23 protein-coding genes are annotated in these 25,198 nt (G+C 69.8%); 8 read left to right on the forward strand and 15 right to left on the reverse strand.

The window, feature by feature from the left end; all coding sequences use genetic code 11:
- Positions 1–128 precede the first annotated feature (128 nt).
- A complete protein-coding gene (locus IH68_RS0142165) occupies positions 129–2,666 on the forward strand; it encodes an ATP-dependent Clp protease ATP-binding subunit (RefSeq protein WP_030947059.1) in 2,538 nt (845 codons plus the stop codon).
- Positions 2,667–2,766: 100 nt separating this feature from the next.
- On the opposite strand, the gene ggt is transcribed toward IH68_RS0142165, so the two are convergent.
- Entirely contained in the window at positions 2,767–4,578 is a 1,812-nt protein-coding gene (ggt, locus tag IH68_RS0142170) for a gamma-glutamyltransferase (protein ID WP_030947061.1), read from the reverse strand.
- 142 nt (positions 4,579–4,720) lie between these two features.
- Between ggt and IH68_RS0142175 the strand changes: the two genes are divergently transcribed.
- Positions 4,721–5,479, forward strand: a complete 759-nt coding sequence (locus tag IH68_RS0142175; protein WP_030947064.1) for a hypothetical protein — start codon at positions 4,721–4,723, stop codon at positions 5,477–5,479.
- 116 nt (positions 5,480–5,595) lie between these two features.
- Positions 5,596–7,161 (forward strand): CocE/NonD family hydrolase, encoded by a 1,566-nt coding sequence (locus IH68_RS0142180; RefSeq protein WP_030947066.1) that lies wholly within the window; start codon positions 5,596–5,598, stop codon positions 7,159–7,161.
- 36 nt (positions 7,162–7,197) lie between these two features.
- Here IH68_RS0142180 and IH68_RS0142185 read toward each other — a convergent pair whose 3' ends face one another.
- Both IH68_RS0142185 and IH68_RS0142190 read right to left on the reverse strand, forming a co-directional pair.
- Complete coding sequence (locus tag IH68_RS0142185) at positions 7,198–7,941, reverse strand: amino acid ABC transporter ATP-binding protein (protein WP_030947069.1); 744 nt, start codon at positions 7,939–7,941, stop codon at positions 7,198–7,200.
- Between the two features lie 130 nt (positions 7,942–8,071).
- Positions 8,072–8,479 carry a DUF6278 family protein gene (locus IH68_RS0142190; protein ID WP_030947073.1) on the reverse strand — a complete coding sequence of 136 codons (408 nt, stop codon included), beginning with the start codon at positions 8,477–8,479 and terminating at the stop codon, positions 8,072–8,074.
- A gap of 166 nt (positions 8,480–8,645) precedes the next feature.
- Between IH68_RS0142190 and IH68_RS0142195 the strand changes: the two genes are divergently transcribed.
- On the forward strand, positions 8,646–10,412 hold the full coding sequence (locus IH68_RS0142195; RefSeq protein WP_051833988.1) for an SGNH/GDSL hydrolase family protein: 1,767 nt from the start codon (positions 8,646–8,648) through the stop codon (positions 10,410–10,412).
- Positions 10,413–10,537: 125 nt separating this feature from the next.
- Here the strand turns inward: IH68_RS0142195 and IH68_RS0142200 are convergent, their stop codons facing one another.
- The 3 genes from IH68_RS0142200 to pcaC all read right to left on the reverse strand — a co-directional run bounded on the left by IH68_RS0142200 (position 10,538) and on the right by pcaC (position 13,397).
- Positions 10,538–11,317 carry an exodeoxyribonuclease III gene (locus IH68_RS0142200; RefSeq protein ID WP_030947080.1) on the reverse strand — a complete coding sequence of 260 codons (780 nt, stop codon included), beginning with the start codon at positions 11,315–11,317 and terminating at the stop codon, positions 10,538–10,540.
- A gap of 62 nt (positions 11,318–11,379) precedes the next feature.
- Positions 11,380–12,015 carry an MBL fold metallo-hydrolase gene (locus IH68_RS0142205; protein ID WP_030947082.1) on the reverse strand — a complete coding sequence of 212 codons (636 nt, stop codon included), beginning with the start codon at positions 12,013–12,015 and terminating at the stop codon, positions 11,380–11,382.
- A gap of 71 nt (positions 12,016–12,086) precedes the next feature.
- Entirely contained in the window at positions 12,087–13,397 is a 1,311-nt protein-coding gene (gene pcaC / locus IH68_RS0142210; RefSeq protein WP_037886149.1) for a 4-carboxymuconolactone decarboxylase, read from the reverse strand.
- A gap of 508 nt (positions 13,398–13,905) precedes the next feature.
- On the opposite strand from pcaC, the gene IH68_RS54295 reads away from it, so the two are divergent.
- A protein-coding gene (locus IH68_RS54295) for an IS5 family transposase (protein WP_107057625.1) occupies positions 13,906–14,786 on the forward strand; the annotation gives its coding sequence in 2 pieces (ribosomal slippage) (positions 13,906–14,266 and positions 14,266–14,786; 882 coding nt in all).
- A 14-nt stretch (positions 14,787–14,800) separates the two neighbouring features.
- On the opposite strand, the gene IH68_RS0142220 is transcribed toward IH68_RS54295, so the two are convergent.
- From IH68_RS0142220 to IH68_RS0142235, 4 genes are all read right to left on the reverse strand, one after another.
- On the reverse strand, positions 14,801–15,316 hold the full coding sequence (locus IH68_RS0142220) for a DinB family protein (RefSeq protein ID WP_030947091.1): 516 nt from the start codon (positions 15,314–15,316) through the stop codon (positions 14,801–14,803).
- A 148-nt stretch (positions 15,317–15,464) separates the two neighbouring features.
- Positions 15,465–15,914 (reverse strand): DUF4158 domain-containing protein, encoded by a 450-nt coding sequence (locus IH68_RS59985; RefSeq protein ID WP_063763589.1) that lies wholly within the window; start codon positions 15,912–15,914, stop codon positions 15,465–15,467.
- A 148-nt stretch (positions 15,915–16,062) separates the two neighbouring features.
- Entirely contained in the window at positions 16,063–17,046 is a 984-nt protein-coding gene (locus IH68_RS0142230; RefSeq protein ID WP_030947097.1) for an NADPH:quinone reductase, read from the reverse strand.
- Between the two features lie 20 nt (positions 17,047–17,066).
- Complete coding sequence (locus IH68_RS0142235; RefSeq protein WP_030947101.1) at positions 17,067–17,645, reverse strand: PadR family transcriptional regulator; 579 nt, start codon at positions 17,643–17,645, stop codon at positions 17,067–17,069.
- A 126-nt stretch (positions 17,646–17,771) separates the two neighbouring features.
- On the opposite strand from IH68_RS0142235, the gene IH68_RS0142240 reads away from it, so the two are divergent.
- Positions 17,772–18,164 (forward strand): ester cyclase, encoded by a 393-nt coding sequence (locus IH68_RS0142240; RefSeq protein ID WP_234341767.1) that lies wholly within the window; start codon positions 17,772–17,774, stop codon positions 18,162–18,164.
- Between the two features lie 644 nt (positions 18,165–18,808).
- Here the strand turns inward: IH68_RS0142240 and IH68_RS0142245 are convergent.
- Positions 18,809–19,177: an MmcQ/YjbR family DNA-binding protein gene (locus IH68_RS0142245; RefSeq protein ID WP_030947105.1), complete on the reverse strand. Its 369-nt coding sequence runs from the start codon at positions 19,175–19,177 to the stop codon at positions 18,809–18,811.
- Entirely contained in the window at positions 19,174–19,563 is a 390-nt protein-coding gene (locus IH68_RS0142250) for an MmcQ/YjbR family DNA-binding protein (RefSeq protein WP_030947107.1), read from the reverse strand. Before IH68_RS0142250 ends, IH68_RS0142245 begins: the two co-directional genes overlap by 4 nt.
- Positions 19,564–19,799: 236 nt before the next feature.
- Between IH68_RS0142250 and IH68_RS0142255 the strand changes: the two genes are divergently transcribed.
- Positions 19,800–20,621, forward strand: coding sequence for a helix-turn-helix domain-containing protein (locus tag IH68_RS0142255; protein WP_234341768.1), 822 nt, complete (start codon positions 19,800–19,802; stop codon positions 20,619–20,621).
- Between the two features lie 27 nt (positions 20,622–20,648).
- Here the strand turns inward: IH68_RS0142255 and IH68_RS0142260 are convergent, their stop codons facing one another.
- The 3 genes from IH68_RS0142260 to IH68_RS0142270 all read right to left on the reverse strand — a co-directional run bounded on the left by IH68_RS0142260 (position 20,649) and on the right by IH68_RS0142270 (position 23,753).
- Positions 20,649–21,008 (reverse strand): cyclophilin-like fold protein, encoded by a 360-nt coding sequence (locus IH68_RS0142260; RefSeq protein ID WP_051833989.1) that lies wholly within the window; start codon positions 21,006–21,008, stop codon positions 20,649–20,651.
- Between the two features lie 235 nt (positions 21,009–21,243).
- Positions 21,244–22,266: an alcohol dehydrogenase catalytic domain-containing protein gene (locus IH68_RS0142265; RefSeq protein ID WP_037886151.1), complete on the reverse strand. Its 1,023-nt coding sequence runs from the start codon at positions 22,264–22,266 to the stop codon at positions 21,244–21,246.
- 50 nt (positions 22,267–22,316) lie between these two features.
- Positions 22,317–23,753, reverse strand: coding sequence for a carboxylesterase family protein (locus IH68_RS0142270; protein ID WP_030947117.1), 1,437 nt, complete (start codon positions 23,751–23,753; stop codon positions 22,317–22,319).
- A 365-nt stretch (positions 23,754–24,118) separates the two neighbouring features.
- On the opposite strand from IH68_RS0142270, the gene IH68_RS56760 reads away from it, so the two are divergent.
- Positions 24,119–24,259: a hypothetical protein gene (locus IH68_RS56760; RefSeq protein WP_159403827.1), complete on the forward strand. Its 141-nt coding sequence runs from the start codon at positions 24,119–24,121 to the stop codon at positions 24,257–24,259.
- The last annotated feature ends 939 nt before the right edge of the window (positions 24,260–25,198 follow it).

The following is a 25,198-nucleotide window of genomic DNA, read 5'->3' on the forward strand; positions in this document are numbered from 1 at the left end:
CCCTTCGTGCGAAGGTGTTCTATGGGCGTGCGCCAAGGTGTAACCGGCTCTCACCCGGGTTACCCGACTGCGGCACGTCGATCAGCGAGGGCGTCCCGGGCCCCGCAGGGACGCCGGATGGGAAGGCCATGACCAGCGGCTTCAGCAGCCCCGAGGGCTACGACCCCTTCGGAGAATTCCTCGCCCGCTTCTTCAGCGGCCCGCGCCCGGGCCCCCGGCAGATCGACATAGGGAGGCTCCTCAGTCAGCCCGCCCGGGAACTGGTCCGTGGGGCCGCCCAGTACGCGGCCGAGCACGGCAGCCGGGACCTGGACACCCAGCATCTGCTGCGGGCCGCGCTGGCCAGCGAGCCGACCCGGAGTCTGCTCAGCCGGGCCGGCGCGGATCCCGACTCGCTGGCATCGGAGATCGACGAACGCTCCGGCCCGGTCCAGCACACAGCGGAGGAAGCTCCCCCGCCCACCTCGCTCTCCCTCACCCCCGCAGTCAAGCGGGCCCTGCTCGACGCCCACGACCTGGCGCGGGCCAGCGGCGCCGGCTACATCGGCCCCGAGCATGTGCTCAGCGCCCTGGCCGCGAACCCCGACTCGGCGGCCGGGCACATCCTCCACTCGGCCCGTTTCGCGCCCGCCGGGCTGCCGCCCGAGGCACCGGACACCGCACAGCCCCGTACCGAGCACGCACGCGCCACCGGCACGCCCACCCTGGACAAGTACGGCCGCGACCTCACCGAGCTGGCCCGGCAGGGCCGTATCGACCCCGTGATCGGCCGGGAGGACGAGATCGAGCAGACCATCGAGGTGCTGTCGCGGCGCGGCAAGAACAACCCGGTGCTGATCGGTGACGCGGGCGTCGGCAAGACCGCCATCGTGGAGGGGCTCGCGCAGCGCATCGCCGACGGGGACGTGCCCGACGTACTGATCGGGCGGCGGGTGGTCGCCCTGGACCTCACCGGTGTGGTCGCGGGCACCCGCTACCGCGGTGACTTCGAGGAGCGCCTCAACAACATCGTCGGCGAAATCCGCACGCACTCGGACCAGTTGATCGTCTTCATCGACGAGCTGCACACGGTCGTCGGAGCCGGCTCAGGCGGCGAGGGCGGGGCGATGGACGCCGGCAACATCCTCAAGCCGGCGCTCTCCCGCGGCGAACTCCACATCGTCGGCGCCACCACCCTGGAGGAGTTCCGCCGGATCGAGAAGGACGCGGCGCTGGCCCGCCGCTTCCAGCCGATCCTGGTGCCCGAACCGTCCGTACCGGACACGATCGAGATCCTGCGCGGCCTGCGTGACCGCTACGAGGCCCACCACCAGGTCCGCTACACCGACGAGGCCCTGGTGGCCGCCGTGGAGCTGTCCGACCGCTATCTCACCGACCGCCGCCTGCCCGACAAGGCCATCGACCTCATCGACCAGGCCGGCGCGCGGGTACGGCTGCGGGCACGGACGAAAGGCACCGACGTACGGGCCCTGGAGCGCGAGGTCGAGCAGCTGACCTGCGACAAGGACCAGGCGGTCGCCGACGAGCAGTACGAGCAGGCGACGCAACTGCGCGACCGTATCGGCGAGTTGAAGAAGCGGATCGCGGACGCCACGGGCGGCGACGAGGCCGACGAGGGGCAGCTGGAGGTGACCGCCGAGGCGATCGCCGAGGTGGTGTCCCGGCAGACGGGCATCCCGGTCGCCAGCCTCACCCAGGAGGAGAAGGAGAAGCTGCTCGGACTGGAGGAGCACCTCCACAAGCGGGTCGTCGGGCAGGAAGCGGCCGTCGCCGTGGTCGCCGAGGCCGTCATGCGCTCCCGCGCGGGACTCGCCAGCCCCGACCGGCCGATCGGCAGCTTCCTCTTCCTCGGCCCGACGGGGGTCGGCAAGACGGAACTGGCGCGCGCCCTCGCGGAGGCCCTCTTCGGCAGTGAGGAGCGCATGGTCCGCCTGGACATGAGTGAGTACCAGGAGCGCCACACCGTCAGCCGCCTGGTGGGCGCCCCGCCCGGCTACGTGGGCCACGAGGAGGCGGGCCAGCTCACCGAGGTCGTCCGCCGCCACCCGTACTCGCTCCTGCTGCTGGACGAGGTGGAGAAGGCGCATCCGGACGTCTTCAACATCCTGCTCCAGGTCCTCGACGACGGCCGTCTCACCGACTCCCAGGGCCGCACAGTCGACTTCACCAACACGGTCATCGTGATGACCAGCAACCTCGGCTCCGAGGCGATCACCCGGCGCGGCGCGGGCATCGGCTTCGGGGCGGGTGGTGCCGACGCCGACGAGGAGGCCCGGCGCGAGCAGATCCTCAGGCCGCTCCGCGAGCACTTCCGGCCGGAGTTCCTCAACCGCATCGACGAGATCGTCGTCTTCCGCCAGCTCACCGGCGACCAACTGCGGCAGATCACCGACCTGTTGCTGGAGAAGACCCGCCGCCTGCTGCAGGCGCAGGGCGTCACGGTCGAGTTCACGGACCAGGCCGTCAACTGGCTCGCCGAACGCGGCTACCAGCCCGAGTACGGCGCCCGCCCCCTGCGCCGCACCGTCCAGCGCGAGGTCGACAACGAGCTGTCGCGGCTGCTGTTGGACGGGCGGGTCGGGGAGGGCGGCCGGGTGACGGTGGACGTCGAGGAGGGACGGCTGGCGTTCCGGACGGAGGACCTGCCGATCGCCCCGGAACTGTAATGACCAGGCGGGGCCTGAGCGCCCCGAAAGGGGCGCGGGGCTGTATCGATATGCGGCTCCGCCGCGTGGGCGCGACCAGCCCCCACGCACCCGCAGACGACTAGGGCGCCGGATACACCACCATCGCCGAGCCCCCGCCCCGCCGCACCTTCTCGGCGGCCGCCAGCCACTCGCCGTTCGGCAACCGCTGCACACCGGTCGCCGCACCGATCTCCGGGTTCAACTTGAACGAGTGCCCAATGGCCTCCAGCTGCGCCCGCAGACTCCCGGCACCGGTGTCGTTGTAGAGCGCGGGCTCCAGTTCAGTCTGCGCAGCGTTCCGCTGGCTGGCCCGCGGCGCCGCGATCGCGTCGACAAGCGGCAGATGGCGGTCGAGGAACTCGGTGAGCGTCTGCAGCACGGTGGTGATGATCGTCGCCCCACCGGGCGAACCGAGCGCCACCACCGGCTTGTTGTGCTTGTCGAGCACGATCGTCGGCGAGATCGAGGACCGCGGCCGCTTGCCCGGACCGGGCAGGTTCGGGTCGTGCACGGCCGGGTTGGCCGGGGTGAAGGAGAAGTCCGTCAGCTCGTTGTTGAGGATGAACCCACGGCCGGGCACGGTGATCGCGCTGCCGCCGGTCTGCTCGATGGTCAGCGTGTAGGAGACGACGTTGCCCCACTTGTCGGCCACGGTCAGGTGCGTGGTGTTCTCACCCTCGTACGTCGTCGGCGCCGCCGTACCGCCGGATGCGCACGCAGCAGGGTTCCGCGGATCCCCCGGCGCCACCGGGCTCGTCAGCACCGCGTCGTCCTTGATGAGGCAGGCCCGCGAGTCGGCGTACTTCTGCGAGAGCAGTTCCTTCGTCGGTACGTCCTCGAAGGCGGGGTCGCCGACCCAGCGCCCGCGGTCCGCGAACGCGATCCGGCTGGCCTCGATGTAGTGGTGCAGGTACTGGACCTCGCTCGCCTTCGAAAGGTCCGTCTTCTCCAGGATGTTGAGGGCTTCGCCGACGGTCGTGCCGCCGGAGGAGGAGGGCGCGATGGAGTAGACGCCGAGTCCGCGGTACGAGGTCTTCGTGGGCGCCTGGAGCTTGGCGCGGTAGGCCGCGAGGTCCTTGTCGGACAGCTTGCCGGGGCGGGCGTTCCAGCCGGAACTCGGGTCCACCGGCGGCTTGTTCACGGTGCGGACGATGTCGTCGCCGAGGTCGCCGTCGTAGATGGCGCCGACCCCCTTCCTGCCCAACTCCTCGTAAGTCTTGGCAAGTTCGGGGTTCTTGAAGGTGGAGCCGACCACCGGGAGCTGCCCGCCCGGCAGGAACAGCTTGGCCGTGTCCGGGAAGTAGCGGAACCGGGTCTCGTTGGAGGCGGTCTGCGAGCGGAAGGTGTCGTCGACCGTGAAGCCGTCTCGGGCGATCCGCTCGGCGGGCTTCAGCACCGTGCCGAGTCTTCTGCTGCCCCAGTTGTCGAGCGCCGTCTGCCAGGTGGCGGGCGTGCCCGGCGTGCCGACGCTCAGGCCGCTGCTGACGGCGTCGGCGAAGGCGAGCGGCTTGCCGTTCTCCACGAAGAGGTGGGAGTCGGCAGTCAGCGGCGCGGTCTCGCGGCCGTCGATCGTGTGCACCGTACGGGACTTGGCGTCGTAGTAGACGAAGTAGCCGCCTCCGCCGACGCCGGAGGAGTAGGGCTCGGTGACGCCGAGCGCAGCCGCGGTGGCGACGGCCGCGTCGACCGCGTTGCCGCCCTTCCTCAGGACCTCGATGCCGGCGGCGGAGGCGTCCGCGTCGACGCTTGCGACGGCGCCGCCGTAGCCGACGGCGACGGGCACCTTCTGCGGTGTCGTCGTCGCCGTGGTCGGCGGTGCTGCCGCCCCGACCGACAACACGGCGGCAGAGACCGCCAGGATCGAGAGTTTCCGCGCGACAGGGCGACGCATCCGTACCTCCAGTCAGGGACGTCCGCGCAGCGTAACCGCATCTCCGGGGCCCCAACAGCCCCCTTCCGGCTGCTGTCATACGAATGCCATGGATCGAACACCGGTACGTACCAGCCATATCGGCCCGCTAGCATGCGCGCCCATGAATGACGACGTGCGCAACATCGTCCTGGGCGTGGTCGCGGCGGGCATCAGTGCCGCACTCGGCTGGCTGGCCCGTACCTACCTGTGGAAGCGGAAACTCCGCCGCAAACAGGCGTTCTTCGGGCTGCCCGACCACTCCGAGTCGCTGCTCGTCGTCAACCGCGACGCAGGCAGCCCGGACCTCGCGGTGCACCGCTACGACGTGTTCGCGCTCCTGGAACTCGCCGCGCTCATCAAGGACTGCGGCGCACATGCCGAGGTGATCACCCAGGACGCGGCCCGGCAGGGCTTCGGCGAACGGACCGAGTTCTGCGTCGGCGGGCCGGGGTCGAACCGGCGCATGGCGGCCCACCTGCACGCCATGCTGCCCGGAGTGCGCGTGAACACCGACCCGGAGCCGGGCCCGGACCGGCTGGCGTTCCAGATCGGCAGCGAGCGCTACCGCATGGAGAAGGGCCTGTCCGAATACGTGCTGCTGGCACGGCTGACTGCCGGACAGCCCGGCCTGACCCGCCCCGTCTTCCTCTTCAGCGGCCAGACCGCGATCACCAACCAGGCCGCGACCCGCTACCTCGCCCGCAACCACGAGCGACTGGCCCGCAAGTACGGCGACAACACGTTCGTCCTGCTGCTGAAGGTGGTCAACTCACAGGCGTACGGCCCGGACGTCGCCGAGCTCGTCGCGGACGTGACCCGCGCGGCACAGGCACCCCTGCCGACACCCGCCGCTCCGCGCAACTCCCACCGTGCCTCCTGAATTCATTCACATGCCAACAATCGTTACTGGCACGTAACTTACCGACGGGTTACCTCCAGTAAAGGAGCGAGGTTACCGTCTGGTCACTTTGCACTGACACGAGTGAGGAGTGACCCGTGGGAACCCATCGCAAGGCCCTGCGCACGACCGCCGTGGGCGCCGTCTCCGCGACTTTGATCGCCGGTGGCGCCCTCGGGCTCGCCCCCGCCGCACAGGCCGCGGACGCCGTCCGCTTCGTCGACATCACCGGCGACGGCGGCACCGTCCTCAAGGCGAACGTCGTCATGCCCGCGGGCGCCGACGGCGCGCACCGCTACCCGCTGCTCGTGCTCCCCACGAGCTGGGGCCTGCCCCAGGTCGAGTACCTCGCCCAGGCCCAGAAGCTCGCCGACTCCGGCTACATCGTCGTCAGTTACAACGTACGGGGCTTCTGGCAGTCCGGCGGGGAGATAGAAGTGGCGGGGCCTCCGGACATAGCCGACGCGTCCAAGGTCATCGACTGGGCTCTCGCCAACACCCCGGCGGACTCGCAGCACATCGGCATGGCGGGCGTCTCCTATGGCGCCGGCATCAGCCTGATCGCCGCCGCGCACGACAAGCGGATCAAGGCGGTCGCCTCCCTCAGCGGCTGGGCCGACCTGATCGACTCGATCTACTCCGGCCGCACCCAGCACGTCCAGGCCGCGGCCCTGCTGGACGGCGCAAGCCTGGTCACCGGCCGCCAGAGCCCCGAAATCCGGCAGATCTTCGACGACTTCTACGCCTCCAACCTGTCCAAGGAACAGGACATGATCAATTGGGGGAAGAAACGTTCGGCCGCAACATACGTGGACCAACTGAACAAGAACGGCGCCGCGGTCATGATGGCCAACGCCTGGGGCGACACGATCTTCGCGCCCAACCAGTACGCGAACTTCTACGAGAAGCTGACCGGCCCGAAGAGACTGGAGTTCCGCCCCGGCGACCACGCGACCGCCGAGCTGACCGGACTGTTCGGCCTGCCCAACGATGTGTGGACCGACACCGAGCGCTGGTTCGACCACTACCTCAAGGGCGAGGACAACGGCATCAACCGTGAGGAGCCGGTCCAGCTCAAGTCCCGTTCCACGGGCGGCTACGAGGGCTACCCGGACTGGAAGTCGGTCGCCGCGACGGAGCGGAAGATCGCCCTCGGCGGCACGACCACGATCCACACCAACGTCGACTCGGGGGCGGACGGCGGAATCGTCTTCCTGTCGAGCATCCTCGACCAGATCGCCCAGCTGCCCCCGATGGCCTCGATCCCGCTGCTCCCCCGCCGCTGGGCCGCCGTATGGCAGTCGGAGAAGTACGCCGCCGCCCAGCAGATCCGCGGTACGGCCGAGTTGCACACCACGGTCACCCCGACCAAGGAGAGCGGCACCCTCGTCGCCTATCTCTACGACGTGGGGCCGCTCGGCCTCGGCAAGCTGGTCAGCAACGCGCCGTACACCTTCCACGGGCGCACACCCGGAGAGCCGTTCGGTCTCGACCTGGATCTGTTCTCCACGGCCTACGACGTCCCGGCAGGGCACCGGCTGGCCCTGGTCGTCGACACGGTCGACCCGCTCTACATCGAGCACAACCCGTCCGGCGCTCAGCTGACCTTCTCCTCGCCGGCGAACGACCCGTCGTACGTGTCGATTCCGCTGCGCAAGCAGTGATCTCCGGCTGCCGCCGGCCGGGCATGGCTCTGTCGCTCAGTGCTTGAGGATCTTGGACAGGAAGTCTTTGGCGCGCTCGCTGTGCGGGTCGGTGAAGAACTCCTCCGGGGCGCGGTCCTCGATGATGCGGCCGTCGGACATGAACACGACGCGGTTGGCGGCAGAGCGGGCGAAGCCCATCTCGTGGGTGACGACGACCATCGTCATGCCGTCGCGGGCCAACTGCCGCATGACCTCGAGCACCTCGTTGATCATCTCGGGGTCGAGGGCTGAGGTGGGCTCGTCGAACAGGAGCGCCTTGGGCTCCATGGCGAGGGCGCGGGCGATGGCCACGCGCTGCTGCTGGCCGCCGGAGAGCTGAGCGGGGAACTTGGGCGCCTGGTCGGCGAGTCCGACGCGGTCGAGGAGCCGGCGGGAGCGCTTGTCGGCTTCTTCCTTCTTGCGCCCTCGGACCTTGATCTGGCCCAGCGAGACGTTCTGCAGAACGGTCTTGTGGGCGAACAGGTTGAACGACTGGAAGACCATGCCGACGTCCGCGCGGAGCCGCGCGAGGGCCTTGCCCTCTTCGGGCAGCGGCTGCCCGTCGAGCAGGATCGTGCCTGACTGGACGGTCTCCAGCCGGTTGATCGTCCTGCACAGTGTCGACTTTCCCGACCCGGACGGGCCGATGACCACGACCACCTCCCCCTTGCCGACGGTGAGGTCGATGTCCTGCAGGACATGCAACTCCCCGTAGTACTTGTTGACGTCATGCAGCTCGATCAGCGGATCGACGGCCATTCGCAGCCCTACTCACTCTCAGCTGTGTCGTGGTTGCCGCAAACTATCCGGACGGGAGTTGACTTACGTCACGACACGCACTTTTCGGGCATAAGCCGTATTTACGTCGATCTTAGGTCGGTCCCTCCCCTCATGTCTCCGCGACCTCCCCGTACAGCTGCGAGAGCTCGGGCACCCCGCTGGCCGCCCACTCGTGCCCGGAGGTCACGACGTCGAACTCGCGGCCCGAGGCGAGCCGTACGACGGGCTGGCCGTCCGGCCAGATCTCCCAGGCGGCGCCGGGCACGGTACGCACGATGACGGTGCCCAGATAGAGGCCCGCGTCGTTGCCGAGCCAGTGCAGCACCTCGGGGTCGTCCCGCCAGCGCGGCAGCAGCTGGTCGAGGGCCTCCAACGAGGCTGCGGAATCGTCGAGTTGGACGCCCTCCTGGGACGCCTGCGAGCGGAGGAGTTCGCACTCGGAGAGGAGTTCGGCGATGCCCTCCGGGTCGGGGATGCCGTGCTTCTCATGCCGGTGGCCCAGAAAAGGGATCTTCATACCTCCCAGCGTGTCATTCGCACCGGCGTGCGCACCACAGGCGCGCGGGCGGTCACTTCGGGTCGATTTCGCGTCGACTCCGTGCATGGCTCGTTGACGGGCCCCTCACGTCTCTCTAGCTTCGCGATGCGTCTTTCGTCCCACCGGTGAGCGGGAGGAGTCGGCCGTGCGTCGACATGTGCGGGGATTCGCGGTTGCCATCGTCTCGTTCGCCTTCCTGGCGCCGGCCGTGTCGGCAGGAGCTGCTGCCGACGAGAGGGCACAACCACAGCCGCTGCAGCGGCTCTTCGACAGCGTCGCGGTCAGCGACAACGCCCGTCCGGGCCTGGCGAACCTCGACGGCTACGGCGGTTCCCTGTCGGCACAGGACCTGCAGGCCGCGGGCTGGACGCCCGGCCGCGCGCTCACCGTGCAGGGGGCCCGGCTGACCTGGCCGCGGCGGCTGCCGGGCGAGCCGGACAACGTACTCGCCGACGGACAGTCCGTACGCGTCGGCGGACGCGGCGACGCGCTCGCCTTCCTGGTGGCGGGCACGGGCGGGGCCGGCGCGAGCGGCACGGGCTCGGTCTCGTACCGGGACGGCACCCGCTCCTCGTACGCGCTGACCGCTCCCGACTGGCGCGCCGGCCCGCTCGCCACGAAGGCGGTGGCACTGCCGCACATCAACACACCCGGCGGTCAACTCACCGAGCAGGCACGGCTGTACGTGGTGACCGTGCCGCTGGTCCGGGGGCTCCAGGTCGCCTCCGTGCGGCTGCCGCGCGCAGCCGGTCTGCATGTCTTCGCGCTGGCGGTGCGAGCCTCGGGCGGGGGCTGGACCGGCAGTTGGGCGGCGGCGACCTCCGGTGTCCGGGCCGTGGGGCCGTGGAGTGACCGGACGGTACGGCTGGTGGTGCACACGTCGGCGGGCGGGTCGCGGGTGCGGCTGCGGTTCGACAACACCTTCGCGGCGGCGCCGGTACGGATCGGTGGCGCGACTGTGGCCGTGCAGCAGGAGGGGGCTACGGCGCGGGGCGTGCCGGTGCCGCTGTCGTTCCGGGGCGCGGCGGGGGTCGAGATCCCGGCCGGGGCTCAGGCGTTCAGCGATCCGCTCGGCTTCGTGGTGCCCTCGGATGCGAATCTGCTGGTCAGTTTCCATCTGCCCGGGCCGGTGGCGGCTGCGCCCGTGCACCAGCTGGCGGTGCAGCGGTCGTATGTGAGCACCGCGGGCGACCATACGGCGGAGGGCTCCGGGGCGGCGTACACCACGACCCTGACCAGGTGGCCCCTGCTGACGGGTGTGGACGTGGGCGGTGGGCCGGGGTCGGTGGTGCTGCTCGGGGACTCGATCACCGACGGGGACAAGTCCACCACGGGCGCCAACCGGCGGTGGCCCGACGTGCTGGCCGGACGGCTGCTGAAGCAGCGTGGGGTACCGCGTTATGGGGTGCTCAACCAGGGAATCTCCGGGAACCGGGTGGTCACCGACCGGTATCCCGGTGACGGGGTCTCCACGGACATGGCCGGGGTCAGCGCCCTGAACCGGTTCGACCGCGACGTCCTCGCCCAGACCTCGGCACGCACCGCGGTCGTCTTCGAGGGCGTGAACGACCTGCGGGCGCAGACCACGGCGCAGCAGATCGTCGCGGGGCTGCAGGAGATCGCGGACCGGGGGCATGCGCGGGGCCTGCGGATGCTGGCGGCCACGATCCTGCCCTGCGGGGGCGAGGCGCGGTGCACGGCTGCGGTCGAAGCGGAGCGGTCCGCGGTGAACGCGTGGATCCGGGGTGCCGGGGTGTTCGATGCCGTGCTCGACTTCGATGCGGTGGTGCGGGATCCCGGGCAGCCGGGTCGGATGCTGCCTGCTTACGACAGTGGGGATCATCTGCATCCGGGGGATGCGGGGCTCGCCGCGATGGCGCGCTCGGTGGATCTGCGTGCGTTGGTGCCGTGACCGCCTGGGGGCTGCGCCCCCGGACCCCGCTTCGGCCTGAACGGCCTCGTCCTCAAACGCCGGACGGGCTGAAATGCCTGCCTCGCGTACGTCCGTCGGGCCGAAGAGGGGCTGGAGGCGACGCTCTACACCTCCAGGTCGACCACCACCGGTGCATGGTCCGATGCGCCCTTGCCCTTGCGTTCCTCGCGGTCCACGTAGGCGTCCGTGACCGCCTTGGCGAACGGGGCGTTGCCGTAGACCAGGTCGATGCGCATGCCGCGGTTCTTGGGGAAGCAGAGCTGGCGGTAGTCCCAGTAGGTGAAGGGGTGCTCGTACTTGAGGGGGCGCGGGACCACGTCCGAGAGGCCGGCCTCGCGCAGGGACGCCAGGGCCGCGCGCTCGGCGGGGGTGACGTGGGTGAGGCCCTCGAAGGCGGCCACGTCGTAGACGTCGTCGTCCGTCGGGGCCACGTTGTAGTCGCCGAGCACGGCGAAGGGGCGGCTGCCGGCCGCGTCGCCGGCGACAGCGGCCTTGAGGGCCTCGAACCACTGGAGCTTGTAGGCGTAGTGGGGGTGGTCCACCTCGCGGCCGTTCGGCACGTACACCGACCAGACGCGGACCGGGCCGCAGGTCGCCGAGATGGCTCGGGGCTCCGCACCGCCGTCGTAACCGGGGTCGCCGGGCAGACCCTTGACCACTTCCTTGAGGCCGACGCGGGAGAGCACCGCCACGCCGTTCCACCGGCCGGTCGCGTTCACCGCCGCCTCGTAGCCGAGGTCGCGCAGTTGGTCGAACGGGAACTGCTCCTCGGCCAGCTTGGCCTCCTGGAGGCAGAGCACGTCCGTGCCGCTGCTCTCCAGCCAGGCCAGGAGCCTCGGCAGGCGGGCGGTGATCGAGTTCACGTTCCAGGTCGCAATGCGCATGCCTCACAACCTACCGGGCCGGTCTGACAACGCGGCCGGCCCGCCCGCCGGGCATCGGGTCCTCAGACCTCCGCCGAGTCCCCCGGGGTCAGCCGCAGGTGCTCCGAGCCGCCGAGCCCGCCGATCTGGCGGTCGTAGACGGGGCGGGCCAGGTCGGTGAGGAGGGCGTCGTGGATGTCGTAGGCGCGCTGCGGCTTGACCTCGCGGACGTAGTCGATGACCTCGGAGATCTTGCTCCAGGGCGCCTGCACCGGGAGCATCAGCGTCTCGACCGGGTGGTCGGGGACGGTGAGGGCGTCGCCGGGGTGGAAGACCTTGCCGCCGTCGACGAGGTAGCCGACGTTCGTGATGCGTGGGATGTCCGGGTGGATGACGGCGTGCAGCTCGCCGTGGACCTGGATGTCGAAGCCCGCGGCGGTGAACGTGTCGCCGTGGCCGACGGTGTGCACGCGGCCCGGGAAGGCGGCGGAGATCTGTTCCGCGACGGAGGCGAGGGTCCAGATCTCGGCGGCCTGGTTGGCCTCCATGGCCGCCCGCAGCCGGCCCTCGTCGAAGTGGTCGGGGTGCTCGTGCGTGACGAGGATCGCATCCGCGTCGAGCGCGGCGTCCTGCTCGCTGAACCCGCCGGGGTCGAGGACGAGCGTGCGCCCGTCCTTCTCGAGACGGACGCAGGCGTGCGACTTCTTCGTGAGCTTCATGGCTACCATCCTGCCCCGGTCCGGGGAGGCTCGGGCGGCTGAGACTGGTGCTTTCGCTGCCCGGCTGACGATCACTCGGTGGGGGTCGTTTCCTCTCTTATGATCTGCTGGGCCACCTTGAACGCGCTGTTCGCCGCCGGCAGGCCGCAGTAGACGGCCGTCTGCATCAGTACTTCCTTGATCTCGCTCGGCGTGAGGCCGTTGCGCAGGGCGGCGCGGGTGTGGAAGGCGAGTTCCTCCAGGTGGCCGCCCGCGACCAGGGTGGCCAGCGTCACGCAGCTGCGGGCACGCCGGTCGAGACCGGGACGGTCCCAGATCTCACCCCACGCATACCGGGTGATGAACTCCTGGAAGTCCCCGGAGAACTCGTCCGCCTGCGCCAGCGCGCGGTCGACGTGCGCGTCGCCGAGCACCTCGCGGCGCACCTTGAGGCCCGCGTCGTAGGGGTCGGGACGTCCGTTCACCGGTGGGGGTACGACGGCGGCCGGGGCTATCTCGGCGATCGGCGCGGGCTGATGAGGCTGCGGGGACGGTGCGATCACGGGCTTGACGGGGGCGGCCGGGATGGCGATCTGGCCCGTGGACGACTCGACGTAGCCGGGCTGCCAGGCGGTGGAGAAGTGCCGGACCAGTAGGTCGGTGACGGCGGCGGGCTGCTCCACCGGCACCAGGTGGGAGGCCCCGGGGACGACGGCCAGGCGCGCGTCGGGTATGCCGGCGACCAGGGTGCGGGCCTCGGCGGGGCCGGTGACCTTGTCCTCCGAGCCGACGAGCACGAGGGTGGGCACGCCGACGCGGCCGAGTTCGGGCCGTACGTCGAAGGCGGCCAGGGCCTCGCAGGCGGCGATGTAGCAGCCGGGGTCGGTGGTGCGGACCATCTGCACGGCCCAGTCGGTGATCGCGGGCTGCGCGGCGGCGAACCCGCCGGTGAACCAGCGGTCGGGCGAGGTACGGGCTATCGGGTCGAGCCCGTTCGTGCGGACTATCACCCCGCGCTGCCGGAACTCGTCGGCCGTGCCGAAGCGGGGCGAGGCGGCGATCACCGCGAGCGAGGCGAGCCGCTCGGGGTGGCGCAGGGCCAGCTCGAGACCGATCGCACCGCCGAGTGCACAGCCCGCGTAGCCGAAGCGCTGCACGCCGAGCGCGTCGAGCGTGGCCAGCAGCCGGGAGGCGAGTTCGCCCACGGAACCCACCGGGTGGGCGGGCGCGCCGCCGTGCCCCGGCAGGTCGAAGCGGAAGACGCGCCACTGCTTCGCCAGCTCGGGCACCTGGCGGTCCCACATGTGCCATGTGGTACCCAGTGAGGGACCGAGGATCAGGACAGGAGCGTCTTCTGGCCCGTCAAAGCGGTATTGCAGGGTGTTCATCGGTGGCTCACTCACCCGCCCGAGCCTCTCATCTGTCACGAGATGTCACATCGCCGGGGTGGACGTAGCGGGCCTTGCCCCGCTCCGGCACCGCCGGACCTGCTCACGAGAGCCCAGGTATACGTTCTCCGGCATGTACTCGTGCCAGTGTCGGCAGTGGGCCCTCCGGGCACGCACCCTCCTTCAGTCGCCGCGAGCAACGCATTTCTCGTTGATCACAGCCTCCAGCGGTTCGCGTTGCAGCAGCAAGTGTGGTGGCACGGAGGAGGCTCGGCGTGAATCGCCTAGAAATCTTCGGGAATCCCACCCAACAGCAGCTTGGAACACCAAACGGTGAACGCTTGGTAGAAGCCTTGGCCGTAGCCGGATGCTCTCCGTACAGCCGCTGGTCCAAAACCAGCAAGCGGACCCTCGAATCCACGTCGCCCCAATCCTGCTGGCCATACGGCTCGCAGTCGCTCGGCCGCTAGGGCCTGTCCGGCGGATCATGTGACCGTTGCGGGTTTGACTCGTTGGCATGTCCATGGGTCGGGGAGATCTAACGAACGAGGAATGGGCCCGGCTGAGGCCGCATCTGCCGAAGTCCGGTAAGCGGGGAGGCCGTTGGGCGAGCCATCGCAGGGTGATCAACGGGATCTTGTACCGGATCCGCACAGGAGTGCCCTGGCGGGATCTGCCTGCACGTTTCGGCAAGTGGAAGACCGCATACGAGCGGCACCGACGCTGGTCGGCAGACGGCACATGGGACAGGCTCTTCGCGGCCGTCCTGGCCGACGCCGATGCAGAGGACCGCATCGACTGGTCGATGGTGAGCGTGGACTCCACCTCCTGCCGGGCCCACCAGCACGCCGCCGGGGCCCGCAGGAGACGCCCACGAGTACCGGGAAAAGAACGACGCCCCGGCAGCACCGCCCCGACGAGGGACTCGGACGCTCCCGGGGCGGCCTTACCTGCAAGATCCACCTCGCCGGTGAAGGCGGACGTCGCCCGCTGGCCTTGCTGATCACGCCGGGCCAGTGGGGCGACGCCCCGCAGCTCATCCCCGTAATGGAACGCATCCGAGTTGCCCGTCTCGATGGTGGGCGCCCGCGCACCCGGCCGGCCCATCTCGGCGGCGACAAGGCGTATTCCTCCCGCCGCAACCGCCACTACCTGCGGCGACGCCAAATCAAGCACACCATCCCCGAACCGAAGAGTCAGCGGGCCAACCGCCAGCGCCGGGGCAGCAGGGGCGGCCGGCCCACCGGCTTCGACAAGACGAGCTACAAGAGGAGGAACGAAGTCGAGCGAACGATCAATGCCCTCAAGAACTCCCGGGCTGTCGCCACGAGGTTCGACAAGCCTGCCTACGTCTTCCACGGCACCGTCACCGTCGCTTCGATCAGACTCTGGCTCCGCTTGTGACCAGCTGAAGGGAGCTAGACGCCGGTCCGTCCGTCGACGAGCTCTCGCACGATGTCGAGATGCCCGTTGTGTCGGGAGATCTCTTCGATGAGGTGGAGGATTACCCAACGGAGGTCCACGTGGCGACCGTCACTGATGGGACGCTTGGCCCTTGCGTTCAAGTCGTGGTCGGACAGCAGGCGACGGTAGCGGTCGCTCTGCTCTTCGTATGCGGCGAGAAGCTGGGGCAACGGGATGTCGACAGCTGTCCGCATCTCGGGGTCGGGGTCGTCGTCACTCGCCTGCGTGAGCGGACCCGCTGGTTCCTCCCCCAGGAACATCACTTGGACCCAGTGGTACTCGACCCACCGCAGATGGCTGATCAGCCCACACAGGGTCATCAGCGGTGAGTTTGGAAGCGGGGCCCTGCGGGCGTCTTCCACAGACACGCCCTCGCACTTGGCTCGCGCCGTGTCACGAGCGTAGTCCAGGAAGGTGATCAGCTGCGTGCGCTCGTCCCAGGTGGGAGGCGTATCGGTTCGTTGCGTCATCGCGGGGAGTCTCCCGCAGGTCGTAGGGGCGCGCGAGTGATTAATGAACACCACCCCGTCGAGTACTGCCTCATCCACCCTGGGCACGTCGGCCCGGCAAGATCCGCCGGACAGGCTCTAGTCCCTGACGGGCCCAGCCAGTTCCTCCTCACCTACACCGCCGAGCCCCACTCACCCTCGCAGGACGCCCGGAACCTGCTGGCCAGCTGGGCTGCGACCGACGACGGCATTGAGCGATCCGCACCGGCCAACGACTCCCAGCCTGTCGACTCGGGCGAGACACCGGACTGAACGACGGGCCACGCGAGGCGACATGCCCGCCCGCGAACACGACAACTGACCACCCGGTCGCCCGCCCCGACCATTCATACGCGGCCCACTCCTCCGCGGGCACCTTCACCTGCTGGGCGACGTACGACACCGCCGGCACCGGGATCTCCCCGGCGTCCTCCGGGAACCGGGCCTCCACCTCGAAGAACTTCAGCAGCAGCGCGAACCCCAACCGGTTCGCCCCCGACTTGTTCCGCAGTCGCTCCTGGTCCTCCTCCAGCAGCGTCCAGACCTCGATCAGGTCCTCCGGCTCCCACTCCTGCCGCACCCCGGGCTCCTTCCGGTCGTCATGACCGGACCAAACTCGCCGAGCAGGTCCCTCGATGAGCCCAGAAGATCCAAACTCTGACAAGCAGACCCCGGATCCGCTACAGAGAGCTACTTGTCACTTCGTAGCAGCTTCGGGAGTACAGGGCCTATGGGAGGATGTTGAGCAGGATGCGGCCGTGGCCACCGCGGGCGTCGACGTGGTCGTGGGCCTTGGCGATGTCGTCCAGCGGGTGACGGTCGCCGACGGCGACGGTGAGGGCGCCGGCGGCGGCTGCGGAGGTGAGGTCGCGGGCGGCCTGGCGCTTGGCCTCGGCGGGGAAGTCGTCGCTGCCGAGCAGCCGCAGGGTGACGTTGTTGAACAGCAGCGGCCAGAAGGGGATCTCCGTGCGGTCCGTGCGGGTGGCGTAGGCGGCGATGACGGCGTCGTTGGCGGCGACGGCGTTGTCGAGATCGGCGTTGTCGGACAGCGCGACCTCGACGATCCGGTCGACGCCCCGCGGCGCGTACGAGCGGATGGCAGCGGCGGGGTCGCCGGTGTCCAGGGCGACGGCGTGGGAGACGACGGCCGCGTCGACGCGGTTGAGGTCGGCGGTTCGGCGGACGGTCGCGATCACAGTGGCGCCGGCCCAGTGGGCGAGCTGGGCGGCCAGGGAGCCGACACCGCCGAGAACTCCGTGGACCAGGACCAGTTGGCCTTCGACCGGGCCGTCGGCGAAGACGGTGCGGTGGGCGGTGATGCCGGGGATGCCGAGGCTCGCCCCCAGCTCATCACTCAGATGATCTGGCAGAGGTACGGCTTGGTGGTCAGGTACGACGGTGTACTGGGCGGCGGTGCCGAAGGGGCGGTAGGACTGGGCGCCGTATACCCAGACCCGTTGTCCGACGCGGCGGGCGTCGACTTGGGCGCCCACGGCGTCGATGACTCCGGCGCCGTCGCTGTGCGGGATCACCCGCGGGAAGGGCATGGACGAGCCGAGCCAGCCGCGCCGTTTCTTGGTGTCGCCGGGGTTGACGCCCGAGACGGTGACGCGGACGCGGACCTCGCCGGGGCCGGGGACGGGATCAGGGAGTTCACCGACGTGCAGGACATCGGCGGCGGGGCCCTGGTCGTCGTACCAGGAAGCAAGCATGGGGGTACCTCCGTGGACAGTCAGCTCGCGGGAGCAGCGGGCGCATGCGGATCGCTGTCGGTGTATCCGGCGTCGAATACGGGCGGTTCCTCCCCGAGGGTCTCGCGCAGCCAGGTCCGTTCGGCGCGGCTGGTGGCGCGGGCGGTGAGCAGCATGCCCCGCCGGTAGGGGTCGGCGATCTCCTCGGCACGCAGGGGCCGCTCGTTGTCGTAGAAGAAACTCGCCGGTTCTTCCAGGAACTCCAGCCGTCTGCGCAGCACCGCGTGCTGTTCGGCCACGTCGGGCAGGCGGGAGAGGAAGGCCAGGACGACGTAGAACCGGGTGAAGTCGGTGATCTCGTGGTCGGCGGGCTTGCGCAGGCGCTGAAGCATTTCGGCCCGCCCGGCCGCAGTCAGGCTGAGCACGTACCGGGCCGCCCCCGCGGCCGGGTCGGCGCGCCGCTCGATCAAACCCGCCCTGGTCAGGCGATTGATCGCCGGATACAGGCTGCCGTCACTGACCGGCCGCGTATAGCCGGTCAGCTGTGAGACGCGGCGGCGCAGCTCGTGTCCAGGCAGGGGTCCCTCGGCGAGGAAGCCGAGTATCGCGAGTTCCAGCATGAGCCCATCTTCGCACGTGAACATCGAATCGATGTAAACATCGATTCGATGTTACGCTCACTGGTACCCGTCCAAACGTCTCTGGAGAGGCACAGCAAGATGTCATCGCAGTCCACCGCGTCAGTGATGAACCGTTTCGTCGAGTTCATCAACACGGGCAACGAGGATCTCGCCCGCGAGGTCATTTCTCCGGACGCGGTGTTCCACGCGCCAAGCCACCCGGAACCACTGCGAGGGCCCGATGGGTACATGGAAGTCATCGGGATGATGCGCAGTGCCTTCCCCGACGTCCAGTGGACGCTGAAGGAGACAGTCACCGAAGGCGACACCGTGGCCGCGCGGTTCACCATGCGGGGAACCCACGACGGTGAATTCTTCGGGATCCCGGCGAGCGGCAACAAGATCTCGGTGCAGGCCATGAACTTCTACTACCTGGCCGACGGCCGGATCGTCGGCGAACGGGGCCAGCCCGATCTCCTCGGGGTGATGCAGCAGATCGGTGCCGTACCGGCGCCGTGAACCTCGTAGCGCCGGGTGAGCCTTCTGCCGCGCGGGATTGCCGCTGTCGGGAGGGGGCCGTACGGCGCGGTGGCAGAGGGCGAAGGCCCGCACCGGAGCGCGGGCGGCCGGCGCGGGTTCACCGCAAGAGGCCGGTCTTCTTCTTGCTCCGGCGTCTTCGCGCAGACAGCGCCCGTTCGGCGAGAGCTTTACACCGTGTCACCGCTGACGTGACCGAGCCGGGTACGGAACTGCTTGCTCTACGGCGAATACTGCAACCCTCGAATACCGACAGTCCACCAGTGCCTGTACCCGGGAGACGACCCCTCGGTCCTCATCGCCCGCATCCCGCGCGCTGTCCACACCCACGGCGTCTTCTTACGGCACCCGCACCCTTGTGTATAGGCGGTCAGTGACCGAGCTGTGTAAGCGGTACGGCAGCGCGCACGGCTTATCGCCTTGCTGGGACACGGGTTACGGTCACTCGGCGCACTCGCGTCGGGCGGGAGGCCGACCCCGCCCGGCTCGGCCGTAACCTAGTCGAGCGTGCCGGCCTGTGCCTGCGTCCAGGTAGTCGCGGGGCCGGTCGAAGAAGGGTCCGCGGTCGATGGCGAAGCCGGTGCCGTCTTCCCGAGCCGGGCGGCCCCGAAGGAACTGCGCGGCGCTCATCGGGCTCTGGGGCGGTCGCCTATCGGCAGCTGCTCGGCGGCCAGGTCGTAGGAATCCTCGACCGCGTCGGTGATCAGCCGCTCGGTGATGCCGGGGCCCGGCCCCAGCGAGATCCAGTGGCGCTTGTCGAGGTAGCGGCCCGGGGTGATCGAGGCATGGCCGCGCTGCAGTGCCCGCGCGTGCTCGGGTTCGCACTTGATCGTGATGATCTGGTCGTCCGGGTGCTCGGTGACGATCAGGAACACCTTGCCCGCGACCTTGTACACGTCGAGTCCCGGGGTGAAGGGGTGGCCGTGGCTGACGTCGGGGAGGGACAGGGCCGTCTGGCGGGCGGTGTCCTGGAGGCGGTCACCGGCCGCGCTCACCGGGCCGGCCCGGTGCCGTAGGTGTGCGGGTCGACGGGCTGCTCGGCCTTGGGCAGATGGGCGACGACGAGCCGGTAGGAGTCGGTTACGAGCTCCCTGACGAGCTCCGTGTCGACGCCTTCTCCGCCCTCCACGGTGATCCAGTGCTTCTTGTTCATGTGGTAGCCGGGGGTGATGTGGCGGTACTGCTCCCGCGGGGCGTGGGCCTCTCCGGGGTCCGCCTTGAGGATCACGACGGGCCGCCCCGGCACTTCGGTCATCAGCATGAACACCTTGCCGCGCACCTTGAAGACCTCCCAGTCGGGGCCGAAGGGGTGCTCCAGGTGAGCTCCGGGAAGTTCCTCGGCGCAGTCGGCGGCGGTCTTGTGCAGGGCCGATCCGTTCATGGGGCGTTGCCTTCCTCAGGTGGTGACGGACTGTGGCATCGAAGGACGCGGAGGGTGCGCCGCGCGGGCGCGGTGGCACGTCCATCCTTCCGCCGCAGCCGAGCAGAAGGGCGGTAGGCTGCGGACACGTGATGGTCGACAAGCGACACCCCGGCCCGAGCGGAAACGCGGCCAGTCCGGCCGCGGTTCCGCTGTTCGCTTTCCAGCCTCCGGTCGGTACCCCGTACGGCCTTGAGGTGAGTACCGTCGAGGACTTCTTCGCCCACCACGACGACTGGCCGTGGAACCCGCCCCGTCCGGGCCGTGCCACCTTCCACTACCTCATCGCGGTCACCGAGGGTGAGCTGCTGCATGACGTCGACCACGTCACGCGGACCGTCGCGCCCGGTCAGTGGCTGTGGGTGCGTCCCGGGCATGCTCAGTGCTGGCATCCGCCCGGCGCGGCCCGCGGCCCGTTCATCCTGTTCGAACCGGACGTGCTGCGGCCCGACCTCGCCCGTCTCCTGGCCCCACTCACCGCGCACGAGGCCCCTGCCGTGCTGACCCCGCACCCCGACGACACCGCCTGGCTCCGGCAGACGGCACTCCAGCTCCTGGACGAACACCGCGCACTGGGGCGCCGTCCCCTCGACATCCACCACGCCCTGCGGCGCAGCCTGCTCGAATCGCTGCTGCTGCGCCTGGCCAACTCCCCGGGCATCGCCCCCGTCGGCACTGCCACGGCCCACGCGGGCCGCGCCGACCGGTACGGACGCTTCCTGGACGCCTTGGAGCTGCACTTTCGCGAGCTGCACCAAGCCGCGGACTACGCCGAGTTGCTCGGCTGCTCGGTCCGCACCCTGAGCCGTGCCGCCCGGGACGCCACCGGCAAGGGTGTACGCGAGCTCATCGACGAGCGGCGCCTGCTGGAAGCCCGGCGCCTGCTGGGAGTTGCCCGGTGGGATGCCCGGTCTGTGGCCGTCCACCTCGGCTTCAGTGATCCCGCGAACTTCGGTCGCTTCTTCCGCGACCGCACCGGCCTCACCCCGGCCGCCTTCGCGGCCGGCGAGGCCGACTGACGGTTCTCGGTGGTTTCCGGGCGGGGCTCAGTCGATGGCCTCGATGGTGACGTCGACCGTGCTGTCGTACTTGTTGAAGGCATCGGCCCCCGAGTCGATTTGGCCGAGGATGACGATGCCGGGGTCGGGGATGGACTGGCCGTCGTGGGCATAGAAGAGGGCGATGTCGGGACCGGGTGACCAGTAGGCGATGTTGCCGATCTCGTAGCCGAACTGCGGCTTGCCCCCTGCGGTCAGAGACCGGGGCAGGTGACCGTACTTCTCGCGCGTGAGCAGGTCGTCCATCTGCAGCGTCAGCGGAAGCAGCGAGGCGAAGTCGCGTGCCGTCGCGTTGTCGTCGAGGGTTGCGGTGAGGACGGTCTCTCGGGCGGTCAGTCGGATTCTCATATGGATCCTGCTCTCTGGGGTGTTGCTGGCAGCGGGTACGGGAACTCATCGACGAGCGGCGCCTGGTGGAAGCCCGGCGCCTGCTGGCAGGCGCCGGGTGGGATGCCCGGGCTGGGCCGTCCATCAAGGACTTCTCCAACTCCTGTGCCGGTTCCTCTTAGGGATGTTGTGGCCGGCTGTCGTCGACCGGCAGGCATCGTGCGCGGTTGTTTGTCGTTTCAGAGTTGCCCAGGTCTCAGTCGTCCAGGACGACGACGTGCTTGCCCGGCGTGGTGCCGGACTCGACGTCGGCCGGGGCGTCACGGACCTGTTCCAGGCCCTGGTAGACCTTCGCGACCGGGACTTTGAGGCGCCCTGCGGCGATGGCCTGGAGCTGGCTGGCGAAGACGTCGGCCGGGAGGTCTGCGGCCTGACCGCCGTAGGACGTCAGCCGCACCCCGCCCGGGATCATGAACGGGCTGAAGTCGGGGATCGTCCACTGGCCCGCGAGGGCTCCGGTGAAGCAGACCGTGCCTCGCCGGCGGACGGCGTCGAGGGTGTCGGCGAGGACCGAGCAGCCCACCAGCTCCAGTGCGGCGTCGACACCCTCCGGCATCAGCTCGCGCACCTGGTCGGCGATCGTGCCGCTGTCGACGAGGGGATGGTCGACGCCCGCAGCCCGCAGGTCCCCGGCTCTTCCCGGGCTGCGGGTGGTGGACAGCACGGTGGCTCCGAGGTCCTTCGCGATCGTGGCCGCGCTCAGCCCGACAGTGGAGGTGCCGCCGCGGATCAGCAGCGTCTGCCCGGCCTTGAGGTCCAGGCCGGTGGTCAGCGATCCGTAGGCGGCCTGGAACATCTCCGGCAGCGCACCGACGACCTCCCACGGCAGGCCGGAATCAAACGGGATGACCTGCGCCGCCGGGACCGTCACGTACTGGGCGTACGCGCCGTCGTACGAGCGGCCCATGCCGCCCGTCATCGTGGCCACCTGCTGTCCCGGCCGCAGCCCGCTGTCCACGTCGGCCTCATCGACCACGCCGACGCCCTCGATGCCGGGTACACGCGGGTAGGTGACCTCGGCGTCCGACTCGCCCTTGCGGGTGGTGACTTCGGACTCGTTGACGCCGAACGCCTTCACCCTGATCCGCACCCAGCCGGGCTTGCGCACGGGCACCGGCACATCCTTGATCTCCAGTGCGTCGGGACCGCCGGGCCGGGTGACGACGACGGCCCGCATCGTCCCCGGCGTGGCGTCACCGGCTGCTGACGGTTGGCTCATGTCGAGTTCCCTACTCCCTGGTGCGCAGTTGCGTAATCGTCCGACGGCCGTCAGGGGCGGGCGATGTTCTCGAACAGGTCGAGGACCTCCTGATAGTGGGCGCTGGGCTCGTAGGGAAGGCTGCCGATACTTCCCGAGGTGGGCCGGTCCGTGACGGCGGGCCACAGGCGCCTCTGCTCGCCGGTGACGAAGTCGAGGACGATGTCGCGGATACGGGTGTCACGGTCGGCCTGTTCGGGGCTGCGGCCCGGCTTTTCCTGGCCGACCAGGGCGTACATCTCGGTGCCGTGCACGGCAGGCGCGCCCTCGGCGGGCCCGATCGCGAGGAGATGGGCGTTCCCGCCCGCGGCGGCGTGGGCCAGAGCGCCGCGGGCGGCGGGGAGCGTGAAGATGTAGTCCGTCAGGGACGCGGCGCGGACCTCGGCAGGGCTGCGGCCGCCCTGGTCGTAGATGTCGACGATTTTCTTGGCACGGGAGCGGGGAATGCGCCACCCCGCGAATTCGTCGGTGACGCGCTCGACGGTGTGCGGGTCGAACCGGTCGAGGTCGTTCGCCACCCACCAGCCCATCTCGTCACTGGCCGTGCTCAGGAGCACGTCGATGCCCCGGTGCGAGCCCGAGGCCAGGACGTCCAGGGGGTGGGCGTGCACCACCCCGCCGGGCTGTCCGGCGTCCAGGACGACACCGAGACTCTGGTTGTCCATCCCGCCGCGGACTCCGAGGTCCGTCGGACAGACCGTGTGGAGGGCGGCCACCAGGGAGGCGGCGTCGAGATCGATCAGCTTGTCGGGGTTGCCCGCGACACCGAGTTCGGTGACGAACCGCTCCGCGAGCTCCTCGGCCCACCATGCCGGGACGAGGCGCGAGGGCGCGCCGGAGAGCCCGGCCAGTCGCCGGTACAGGCCGTCCGCGGAGGACGCCCCGAGCAGCCCGAGGGTGGTGTAGGCGCCGGCGCTGTGGCCGAAGACGGTGACCTCGTCGGGGTCGCCACCGAAGGAGGCGATGTTGTGCTTGACCCAGGTGAGGGCGGTGATGACGTCCTGCAGACCCAGGTTGCTGGCCTCGGCGAGCCGCCCGCCGTACTGGGAGAGCGAGAGCGCGCCCAGGGCGCCGAGCCGGTAGTTGACCGAGACGCTCACCACGCGTCCCGTCGCGGCGAGACCGGCGGCGTTCGAGGTGGTCTGCGTGTTCGCGCCGTACTCGAATCCGCCGCCATGAATGTACACGGCCACCGGAAGCGCCTTCCCGGCCGGCTGCTCGGGAGCCCACACGTTCAGGTTCAGGCAGTCCTCGCCCATCCCGCTGTCTGCTTCGAGCCAGTCGCCGGCATCGGGCTGGACGGGGACGACGCCCTTGCGGTCATACGGGCGGTCCGGAGTGAAGTCCGCGACCACGGGGCGGCGGTATCGCTCGGCGGTGGCGTACGGGATTCCCCACCAGGACCGCACCCCTGGTGCAGTCGGAGCCTTGGGCGCGGTCGCGGTCATGGCGTGAGATTCCTTCCGGTGCGGTCGAGGTAGTGCGCGCGGCGTGTCGGCGGCTGATCGCTCGCCGTGACGCTCTCCAAGCATTCCCTGGACTTTGACAAAGTGCCGTGCGGACAGCGGTCATCTGGTGGTCATCAGGTGACACCTCTCCTCACCTCGTTCTCGTCACCGGGGCCGCTGCGGCGACCCGGACGGCCTGAGGTCCTGCTGTCAGCGCGCCCGGTGGATTTTGGCCAGGGAGCCTGCTGTTCACAGGCGGTGGTCTCGCGCTGTCCCCCCACCCGCAATTCGCGTCGCTGTCCGTCGGCAAGGCCGCGCTTCGCGCGTACGTACAAGCACTGCATGCACAGCTGGCGGGAACGGGCGTGCATGCGACCAGTGTCACCATTGCCGGAGCGATCGGCGGCGGTGAAACGCGTTTCGATCCGGCCGTGCTCGCCCAGGCATACCTTGACCTGCACCATCAGCCGGAGAGCGAATGGCAGCACGAGCTGCTGCGCGACTGAGCCTTCCATGATCCGCTTGCAGTGAGGGGCTCCACGCCGAGGACGTGGAGCCCCTCACTGCGCTGTCCGCGATGACTGCTCAGAGCTCGGTGCCTGTCGCATGAGCGGCCGGCGTCTGCAGAAGGCGGTCCCGACGTCCCGTCGTAGACGGCGCGGTGCGGTTGCTGCCGCTGGCAGTGGTACCAGTACCCGCCCCTGGCCTGTGAGCGCATCCTCTCCGACGGCTCCGTCAACTGTTGCCCGGCTCGCCGCGCAGGCAGCCCGCTTGGAGGCCGCGACGGCCGCCGCCGTCGGCCACCTCACCTCGGCTCTGCCGTCGCTCGGCCGCAAGGAGGCTGACGCCGCGCTGGTGACCGCGGTGCCGATCCCCACCCGCGGGGCAGCTCGCTACCTGGAAGAACTGGCCGGTCACCTCGCTGCCCACCCCGACGCGCTGACGTCAGGCAGCTCGGTCTGTCCACCCGTCCTGCTTCGGCTCGCTGAAGTCCTACACGATGCCGGGCACTCTGTGGTCCGTCCCGGATGCGCACACTGCGGAAAGATCGGTCTGACCTGCGGCAACTTCGCCCTGAGGGGCGGCTCTGCGGTTCGTGCGACGCCCGAAGCCGCCGACGCGAAACCTGCGCGCGGTGCCAGCGCGAAGGCCAGCGCGTCGTCGCCCGGCGCCCCGAGGGGCCGACCTGCAACCGTTGTTACCGCGCCGACCCCGCCACGTTCGAGGAGTGCGCCGAGTGCGGGCAACTCCGACACCCGGTGGTACGACGGGACGACGGCCGAGGGCTGTGCATCAAGTGCTGGAAACGCCCCATGCACACCTGCGTGAGCTGCGGAAAGACCGCAGCCGCCGCCCTCGTTGACGACGACGGCGCGCTGTGCCACCTCTGCTATAACGGCGGCTCTGCGGTCGGTGCGGGCAGCTCAAGCGCATCGCCCGCAACG

This window comes from Streptomyces sp. NRRL S-646, assembly GCF_000720765.1.
In the GTDB taxonomy this organism is placed as follows: Bacteria; Actinomycetota; Actinomycetes; order Streptomycetales; family Streptomycetaceae; genus Streptomyces.

Excerpts from the sequence above, each read along its gene's own strand:
- IH68_RS0142230 (WP_030947097.1), bottom strand. The coding sequence starts at position 17,046 with ATGCTTGCTTCCTGGTACGACGACCAGGGCCCCGCCGCCGATGTCCTG.
- IH68_RS0142205 (WP_030947082.1), bottom strand. The coding sequence starts at position 12,015 with ATGAAGCTCACGAAGAAGTCGCACGCCTGCGTCCGTCTCGAGAAGGAC.
- IH68_RS0142270 (WP_030947117.1), bottom strand. The coding sequence starts at position 23,753 with ATGACCGCGACCGCGCCCAAGGCTCCGACTGCACCAGGGGTGCGGTCC.
- IH68_RS0142200 (WP_030947080.1), bottom strand. The coding sequence starts at position 11,317 with ATGCGCATTGCGACCTGGAACGTGAACTCGATCACCGCCCGCCTGCCG.
- IH68_RS0142250 (WP_030947107.1), bottom strand. The coding sequence starts at position 19,563 with ATGAACGGATCGGCCCTGCACAAGACCGCCGCCGACTGCGCCGAGGAA.
- IH68_RS0142165 (WP_030947059.1), top strand. The coding sequence starts at position 129 with ATGACCAGCGGCTTCAGCAGCCCCGAGGGCTACGACCCCTTCGGAGAA.
- IH68_RS0142260 (WP_051833989.1), bottom strand. The coding sequence starts at position 21,008 with ATGAGAATCCGACTGACCGCCCGAGAGACCGTCCTCACCGCAACCCTC.
- IH68_RS0142185 (WP_030947069.1), bottom strand. The coding sequence starts at position 7,941 with ATGGCCGTCGATCCGCTGATCGAGCTGCATGACGTCAACAAGTACTAC.
- IH68_RS0142240 (WP_234341767.1), top strand. The coding sequence starts at position 17,772 with ATGAACCGTTTCGTCGAGTTCATCAACACGGGCAACGAGGATCTCGCC.
- IH68_RS0142265 (WP_037886151.1), bottom strand. The coding sequence starts at position 22,266 with ATGAGCCAACCGTCAGCAGCCGGTGACGCCACGCCGGGGACGATGCGG.
- IH68_RS0142190 (WP_030947073.1), bottom strand. The coding sequence starts at position 8,479 with ATGAAGATCCCTTTTCTGGGCCACCGGCATGAGAAGCACGGCATCCCC.
- IH68_RS0142235 (WP_030947101.1), bottom strand. The coding sequence starts at position 17,645 with ATGCTGGAACTCGCGATACTCGGCTTCCTCGCCGAGGGACCCCTGCCT.
- IH68_RS0142220 (WP_030947091.1), bottom strand. The coding sequence starts at position 15,316 with ATGACGCAACGAACCGATACGCCTCCCACCTGGGACGAGCGCACGCAG.
- IH68_RS0142175 (WP_030947064.1), top strand. The coding sequence starts at position 4,721 with ATGAATGACGACGTGCGCAACATCGTCCTGGGCGTGGTCGCGGCGGGC.
- ggt (WP_030947061.1), bottom strand. The coding sequence starts at position 4,578 with ATGCGTCGCCCTGTCGCGCGGAAACTCTCGATCCTGGCGGTCTCTGCC.